At 63.0% G+C, this 6,585-nt stretch carries 11 protein-coding genes; 6 read left to right on the forward strand and 5 right to left on the reverse strand.

Features of this window, described 5'->3' with window-relative positions; translation table 11 throughout:
• Together EN906_RS18115 and EN906_RS18120 are read left to right on the forward strand one after the other, a co-directional pair.
• On the forward strand, positions 1–284 hold a 284-nt coding region (locus EN906_RS18115; RefSeq protein ID WP_206529115.1), incomplete at its 5' end, for an aldo/keto reductase.
• A gap of 176 nt (positions 285–460) precedes the next feature.
• Entirely contained in the window at positions 461–613 is a 153-nt protein-coding gene (locus tag EN906_RS18120) for a hypothetical protein (protein WP_013532262.1), read from the forward strand.
• A 66-nt stretch (positions 614–679) separates the two neighbouring features.
• On the opposite strand, the gene EN906_RS18125 is transcribed toward EN906_RS18120, so the two are convergent.
• A complete protein-coding gene (locus EN906_RS18125) occupies positions 680–913 on the reverse strand; it encodes a DUF982 domain-containing protein (RefSeq protein ID WP_244506945.1) in 234 nt (77 codons plus the stop codon).
• A gap of 113 nt (positions 914–1,026) precedes the next feature.
• Positions 1,027–1,692 carry a GntR family transcriptional regulator gene (locus EN906_RS18130; RefSeq protein ID WP_127271432.1) on the reverse strand — a complete coding sequence of 222 codons (666 nt, stop codon included), beginning with the start codon at positions 1,690–1,692 and terminating at the stop codon, positions 1,027–1,029.
• A 180-nt stretch (positions 1,693–1,872) separates the two neighbouring features.
• Between EN906_RS18130 and EN906_RS18135 the strand changes: the two genes are divergently transcribed.
• On the forward strand, positions 1,873–3,135 hold the full coding sequence (locus EN906_RS18135; protein ID WP_127272733.1) for a multidrug efflux MFS transporter: 1,263 nt from the start codon (positions 1,873–1,875) through the stop codon (positions 3,133–3,135).
• A 39-nt stretch (positions 3,136–3,174) separates the two neighbouring features.
• The gene (locus EN906_RS18140) at positions 3,175–3,549 is read left to right on the forward strand and encodes a DUF423 domain-containing protein (RefSeq protein WP_127272732.1); all 375 of its coding nucleotides are present in this window, start codon (positions 3,175–3,177) and stop codon (positions 3,547–3,549) included.
• Positions 3,550–3,583: 34 nt separating this feature from the next.
• Here the strand turns inward: EN906_RS18140 and EN906_RS18145 are convergent, their stop codons facing one another.
• Together EN906_RS18145 and EN906_RS18150 are read right to left on the reverse strand one after the other, a co-directional pair.
• Positions 3,584–3,781, reverse strand: a complete 198-nt coding sequence (locus EN906_RS18145) for a hypothetical protein (RefSeq protein ID WP_164763223.1) — start codon at positions 3,779–3,781, stop codon at positions 3,584–3,586.
• A 2-nt stretch (positions 3,782–3,783) separates the two neighbouring features.
• The gene (locus tag EN906_RS18150) at positions 3,784–3,927 is read right to left on the reverse strand and encodes a hypothetical protein (RefSeq protein WP_126068772.1); all 144 of its coding nucleotides are present in this window, start codon (positions 3,925–3,927) and stop codon (positions 3,784–3,786) included.
• A gap of 155 nt (positions 3,928–4,082) precedes the next feature.
• On the opposite strand from EN906_RS18150, the gene EN906_RS18155 reads away from it, so the two are divergent.
• Positions 4,083–5,162 (forward strand): substrate-binding domain-containing protein, encoded by a 1,080-nt coding sequence (locus tag EN906_RS18155; protein ID WP_127270806.1) that lies wholly within the window; start codon positions 4,083–4,085, stop codon positions 5,160–5,162.
• A gap of 2 nt (positions 5,163–5,164) precedes the next feature.
• On the opposite strand, the gene EN906_RS18160 is transcribed toward EN906_RS18155, so the two are convergent.
• Positions 5,165–6,400: an OpgC family protein gene (locus EN906_RS18160; protein WP_127273590.1), complete on the reverse strand. Its 1,236-nt coding sequence runs from the start codon at positions 6,398–6,400 to the stop codon at positions 5,165–5,167.
• Here EN906_RS18160 and EN906_RS37310 point away from each other — a divergent pair.
• On the forward strand, positions 6,393–6,557 hold the full coding sequence (locus tag EN906_RS37310; protein WP_164749024.1) for a hypothetical protein: 165 nt from the start codon (positions 6,393–6,395) through the stop codon (positions 6,555–6,557). The genes EN906_RS18160 and EN906_RS37310 overlap by 8 nt on opposite strands.
• Positions 6,558–6,585 lie beyond the last annotated feature (28 nt).

A 6,585-nucleotide genomic window follows, 5' to 3' on the forward strand; every position in this document is an offset into this window, starting at 1 on the left:
TGCTTGTCGAGATCGGCGCGCAGCGCGGCGTGTCGGCAGCGCAGGTGGCGCTGGCCTGGCTGCTTGGCCGGCCGGCCGTCAGTTCGCTGGTGATCGGCGGCAGGACGGAAACGCAGTTCCGGGACAACATCGCGGCGGCAAGCCTGGTGCTTTCCGGCGAGGAGCGCGAGCGCCTCGATGCGGTCAGCCGGCCGCCCTTGCTCTATCCCTACTGGCACCAGCAGCTGACGGCAAAGGACCGTTTTGGTGCTGCAGATCTGGTGATTGACCGAAGCGGCATCTGATCGGCAAATCGATGGCGATAGGTATTGGCCGCCGCAATGATGGACCTGGCCCCTTCATTGCGACGCGCATCTTGCAAGCCTGGCCATCATCGACGCACTATCGCTTCAGCTGTTGTGTTTGACGGCTAATGCTCCTAGGCAGGACCAGAGCCGCGAGGCAGTGAAAAGGAGCCAATATGGCGCGACCACCAAACTACGATCAGGAACGCAAGGAACGCGACCGCCAGAAGGCGGCCAAGAAGGCCGAGAAGCTGGCAGCAAAGGTTGCAGCGAGGGAACGTTCGAAGCCCGAAGACGAGACTGAAGCCGAAACCGAAACGGCAAAGTGACGGCAAACGGCCCGCAGATGCGGGCCGTGCCTCAATCCAGATTGCCGCCCCAAATGTCGGCTTGTGTCAGGCGGGCGCCTTGTCGCTGACGAACACGTCCACTTCGCGTGCTGCCGCGATGAAGGCACGCCTGGCGTTCATCGCCGGCTTGTCGCCGGCGAGTGCGTCATGGCAGGCCTGCAGGGCCGCGCGATGCTTGGGGCTGCGCTTGCCGGGCCAGCTGTTGAGGAGGTAGTCGGAAGCCTCACGCGCCGTGCGCAAGAGCTGAGTGCTTCCCGCCGCGACTGACTTCACAGTCACAGGTGTTTCAAATCGGTTGTTTTCCATGGCCGCTCCTTACGCCATCGGCGTCTGCGAAGCGAGGCGAAAGTGCGCATACGTCCAGACGCCGCTTTGCGCCCCTTCATCCACCTTTAAGCAGCAACGACGGCAAAGCCTCTGGCGCGAAGACCGCGCCGATCGTTGGCCAGCGACGTCACCAGCCGGTCGCGGCTGCCGACGATGTGGCCTGACAGCAGGCGCGCGGCTTCATCGGCGTCGCCAAGGCGTGCCGACGCCAGTATGGCGCGATGTTCGGCCCAGGCGCGGCTGAGGGCCGCTTCGTCGCGGACCTCCAGCCAACGCGCCCGCGACAGGCGCGTCATGGCATCGCGCACCGCCCGGAACAGGAATTCATTGCCCGACAGACGCGCCAGTTCGATGTGAAAATCCATGCCGACGCGATGCCATTCCTCGCGCGGCGTGTCGTTGTCGCAGGACTCGAGCATCGCCTCGATGACATCGAGGGCGCTCCGGTCCGCCAGGCTGCATGTCAGGCGAAGCGCCGCAACCTCGACCGCTTCCCTGTAGACGGCGATCTGCTCGAGTTCAGCCAGATTGATCGGCGACACCGTCCAGCCACGTCCGTCCCTGCCGACCAGGCCCTCGGTCTCGAGCCGCAGAAGTGCTGCCCTGACCGGGGTTCGCGACGCGCCGAAGCGGCTCTCGATCCAGCGCTCCGTCAGCTTCTCGCCGGGACCGATCTCGAGGCCCAGGATCATTTGCCGAAGCTGTTTTTCGACGCTCTGCATCTGCGACATTGTCGTTTCCATTTTCTGATCGTTGCTGGCGATCGTCTTGCCGGCCGCCTTTTCCGATCACGTTTGAGACGGTCGCATTGACAGCGGTCAAGCTTGCGTCCATCAGGGGCACCATCTTGGTATCCCAAATTGGTATCCGCAGCAAGCATCGATAAGAGTTGCTGGGACAGGACATATGACATGCAGCAGCAGAACACGCCCCCGGCGACCGACAGCACCTACAACATCCACTGGCGGCGCAATCTGTTCGTGTGCGTTGCCGGATCGTTTTCGACGCTTGTCGCCATGACGCTGCTTTTGCCGTTCCTGCCGCTCTATATCGAGCAGCTCGGCGCCGAGGGCCACGCGGCGATCGTGCAATGGTCGGGGATAGCCTATGGCGCGACGTTCTTCGCGGCGGCGCTGGTGGCGCCGCTCTGGGGACGTCTCGGCGACCGCTACGGCCGCAAGGTGATGCTGGTTCGCGCCAGCTTCGGCATGGCCATATGCATGTCGCTGACCGGCATGGTGCAGACGGTCTGGCAACTGGTGCTGCTGCGGCTGCTGATCGGGTTTGCCGGTGGCTATTCCTCGGGATCGACCATCCTCGTTGCCATGCAGACGCCGAAGGAACGCTCCGGCTGGGCGCTGGGCCTGCTGTCGGCCGGCATCACGGGTGGGGCTCTGGTCGGCCCACTGGTGGGCGGCGCCCTGCCGCCGCTGATCGGCATCCGCGCCACCTTTCTCCTCTCCGGCGGCGTCATCTTCCTGGCGTTCCTGGCGACCACGTTTCTGATCAAGGAGAATCCCCGGCCGAAAACAGCAGACGCCGCGTCGAAGCAGAAGCAGAAAGGCGGCTGGGCACAAATCCCCGACAAGCGGCCTGTCGTCGCCATGCTGGCGACCGGCATGCTGTTGAGCTTCGCCACCATGTCGATCGAGCCGATCATCACCGTCTATGTGCAGCAGCTCATCGAGGACCAGAGCCGCGTCACGCTGATATCAGGCGTCGTCATGTCGGCGGCGGCCCTTGGCGCCATCCTGTCGGCTTCGCGCCTCGGCAAACTCGCCGACCGCGTCGGCCACTGGAACGTCATCATCGGCGCGCTTGCCGTCTCGGCACTGCTGCTGATCCCGCAGGCCTTCGTCACGCAAAGCTGGCAACTCATCGGCCTGCGTTTCCTGATGGGCCTGGCGCTGGGCGGGCTCTTGCCCTGCATCACCAGCGTGATCCGCCACAATGTTCCCGATGGGGTCGGCGGCAATGTGCTCGGCCTGTCGATTTCCGCCCAGTATGTCGGGCAGGTCGCCGGTCCCCTGCTCGGCGGCTTTGCCGGCGGCCATTTCGGCATGCGCTCGGTGTTTCTGGGCACATCCGTCTTGATGGCCGGGGGCGCGGTGTATAACTGGCTGGCACAGTCGCGCCGCGAGCAGGACATGCTCGCCAAAGCCGGCAAGTCCTGACGGGATTGGGCATCCCTCTGATATCACGGAGCCATGGACATGAGCACGGCCGAACGACCTTCCGACAACAGCGGCCGTATCCTCGTCCTGGCCGGCGGCCTGTGCGGCGCCGCCGGCGTGGCGCTGTCGGCCGCGGCGGCGCATCTGGGCGGCGCCTTCGTCGGCACCGCCGCATCCTTCCTGCTGATGCATGCGCCGGTCTTCCTCGCCGCCGGATTGCTTGGGGCGAACCGGATGCTGCGCATCGGCAGCCTGATCCTGCTGGTTGGGCTTCTGCTGTTCTGCGGCGATCTGCTGGCCCGCGATTTCATCGGGTCGCGGCTGTTCCCGCTGTCGGCGCCGATCGGCGGCACGCTACTCATTACCGGCTGGCTGGCGATCGCCGCCTCGGCGCTGGTGCGCATGCGTTCCTGACGCCTGCCCGCGCCAAATGTAAAAGCGTGGGCTGCTAGTCCTGCCGGCGCTCGGGCTTGATGAGCAATTCGCGATTGCGTCGCCGCAGCTTCGCCAACCAATGCCGTTCCGGCCTCGCGATGCCCCAATAGTTGCGGTAGATGTCTTCGAACAGATAGCTGACGGGATGCATGATGTGCGCTCCTTCTAGTCCTTGAATCGATCCAATCGACAGGCGCGAAAAACCGACCACGATCAGCTCCGCTTGCGCTCCACAAGGAACCGCAACTCGCGAACCCATGGGCTGGCTTTGCCACGGCGCTTCTGCGTCGTGGTGTTCGACGAGATGCTCCAGTCGTTGCGGTAGATATCTTCGAAGAGAAAATTGACGGGATGCATGGCACAACTCCCCTAAATATGTTGAATCGATCCAATTTAGAGAACCACCGTTCGCTTGGATCGATTCAAACATACGCCTTGCCGAGACTGTGATCAAGTCAAAATTTGAACCGATCCAACGAAAGTGTTAGGAGGGAGGAATTCAGGAGACGAAGATGGCGCCATTGACCTCTGCAAAGACAAGACCGGTCCGTCTGGCGGACATTGCCAAGGCGGCCGGCGTGTCGCACGGCACCGCGTCCAACGTGTTCGCCCGGCCGGAGATCGTGCGCGAGGAGGTCCGCGAGCGGGTCAAGGCGGCAGCCGAGGCCATGGGATATGGCGGACCGGATCCCAAGGGCCGGCTGCTGCGCGCCGGCAAGGTCAATGCCATCGGTGTCGCGACCGCGGAACCCCTCTCCTATTTCTTCGACGACCCCTTTGCCCGGGTGATGATGGCCAGCATCTCGCAGGCCTGCGACGCGACCGGTGCGGGGATTTCGCTGGTCTCCGCAGCCAACAACGAACAGCTTGCCTGGAACATCCAAAGTGCGCTGGTCGACGGTTTCATCGTCTTTTGCGTCGATGGCGGTTCAAGGCTGGTCGAACTGGCGCGTGAACGCAAACTCCCTTTTGTCGCGCTCGATCTCGATTCGGACGACGACGACGCCGTTGCAGCAATCGGCGTCGACAACATCGCCGGGGCTGGCCTGGCCGCCCGCCACCTGACCGAACTCGGACATCGCCGCTTTGCCGTGCTTACCCTGCCCTGTGCCGACGCAGGCTTCGGCCCTACCACAAGGGAGCAGGTGGAAATGGCCCTCTACTCGGCTACGCGCGACCGCTTGCGTGGCTATTTCGCCGAACTCTCCCGGGTCGGCGTCGACGTCTCGCGCGTGCCGATCTACGAAACCGTCAATGACGAGAAGAGCGTTTGGGCCGGCCTCGACCATATTTTCGCCGGTGCCGAGACGCCGACAGCCATTCTGGCGATGTCCGACAGGATGGCGCTCCATGCGCTGGACTGGCTGCGGCAGCACGACATTGCGGTGCCGGGCGATGTTTCGGTCGTCGGCTTCGACGGTGTTCCGGAGGGGGCGGTTTCCAAGCCGCCGCTGACCACGATCGTCCAGCCGATCGCCGAGATGGGCCGCCTTGCCGTCAAGGCGATCCTTGAAAATGACGGTTCGTTCAGCCGGCAATCGCTGCCGGTCCAACTCGTGGTGCGAGCCTCATCCGGCCCCTCGCCCGCCTGAGCTCAACGGCCCATTCTTGTCGCCATGGCCGGCATCGCGAAGGATGCAGCATGGACGGGCGGTGCGGCGTTGTGAGCCGGCCTGCTTTTGCCGGACCAGCCAAGGCCCGATAGCCATTCGAGATAGTAGGCGAGCGCGAACTGCATGACGATGCCGGCCGATATCAACAGGCTGTCATAGGCAAATCCGCCCGGATTGATCAGCTTCAGCACTTGCGCCGCCATTGCAAGCACCGTGCCGGCAATGAAAATCGGCAGCGATCGTTTGCCCAATATGGCAAGCGGATGATCGCGTCCGGTGCGAAACAGGTTCGAGACCGCCGGGAATGCCACGATCAGGTAGCTCACCGCCAATATATGCAGCAGCCTCGGCAGCGACAGGAACGTCTTGTCGAAGCCGGTCAGCACCGGAGGCAGGCCAAACCAGGAGATATGCCCCCAAAGCGGGCTGTGCACCCAGACCAGTGCCACAGCGGTGTAGGCCAAGGCCGCGCCAACCAGCCAGCGATTGACCGGGATGGTACCGCCGCGACGCACATGCAATGCACCTGCCAGGCCGATGTTGAAAAGGAACTGCCACGACAGCGGGTTGAGAAACCAGAAGCCGGGCTCGGGATAGTTGGGCGGAGCAATTTGATAAACCCCCGCGACCAGCCACAGGGCGCCGGAGGCGACCAGTGCCAAGACCGGCCGATAGCTGACAATGAGCAGGAACACCGGCGTCAGCAAGAGCAGCACCGCATAGACGGGCAGTATGTTGTTGTAGCCGAGTTGGTGGCCGAGCGTCACGATGCCGATCAGCACCTGCGGCGTATTCTTGATCAACGGCTCGATGTTGATCATCGTCAAAAGCTCCGGCCGCCTGGCAAACACCGCCGCAGCGCAGAACATGGCCATCACCACCATGGTGGTGACGATGTGGGTGGCATAAAGCACACCGGCGCGGCGCAACATCTTCAGGGTTGCCAGCAGCCGGTTTCCAGGTTGGAATTTCCTGCCATAGGCAAGTGCGACCGAGATGCCGGAGATCAGCACGAAGACTTCCGCCGCATCGGAAAAGCCGAAATTCTTGTAGGTCAGATACTCGAAGGCGGTACCTGGCACATGGTCGACATAGATGGTCAGCAAAGCGAGAGCACGGAGCACGTCTATGCGCGTGTCGCGCTCAGTGCGATCGGGGACACGCGCATCGCGGTCCGAGACACGCGAATCGCGGTCCGGGGAAATCTGGGTGGTCATCGACAAAAAGGCCTCAAAGCTGGTTGTTCATGCCGAGCAATGCGACCCCCGGCGCACCGCTTCGATTCCTCCCGAAGGAATGTTATCGGCGGAGAAACGGACTGTAATGCGCCCGGTTCAATCAACTTTCGCGGAGCTTGAAAATATTGCGTTTTGAAGCCGGCAAATTGAGCGAAACCTCATAT

Origin of the sequence: Mesorhizobium sp. M7A.F.Ca.CA.004.06.1.1, assembly GCF_003999135.1 — a bacterium.
Classification (GTDB): Bacteria; Pseudomonadota; Alphaproteobacteria; order Rhizobiales; family Rhizobiaceae; genus Mesorhizobium.

Excerpts from the sequence above, each read along its gene's own strand:
- EN906_RS18140 (WP_127272732.1), top strand. The coding sequence starts at position 3,175 with ATGAGCACGGCCGAACGACCTTCCGACAACAGCGGCCGTATCCTCGTC.
- EN906_RS18135 (WP_127272733.1), top strand. The coding sequence starts at position 1,873 with ATGCAGCAGCAGAACACGCCCCCGGCGACCGACAGCACCTACAACATC.
- EN906_RS18150 (WP_126068772.1), bottom strand. The coding sequence starts at position 3,927 with ATGCATCCCGTCAATTTTCTCTTCGAAGATATCTACCGCAACGACTGG.
- EN906_RS18130 (WP_127271432.1), bottom strand. The coding sequence starts at position 1,692 with ATGTCGCAGATGCAGAGCGTCGAAAAACAGCTTCGGCAAATGATCCTG.
- EN906_RS18160 (WP_127273590.1), bottom strand. The coding sequence starts at position 6,400 with ATGACCACCCAGATTTCCCCGGACCGCGATTCGCGTGTCTCGGACCGC.
- EN906_RS18120 (WP_013532262.1), top strand. The coding sequence starts at position 461 with ATGGCGCGACCACCAAACTACGATCAGGAACGCAAGGAACGCGACCGC.
- EN906_RS18155 (WP_127270806.1), top strand. The coding sequence starts at position 4,083 with ATGGCGCCATTGACCTCTGCAAAGACAAGACCGGTCCGTCTGGCGGAC.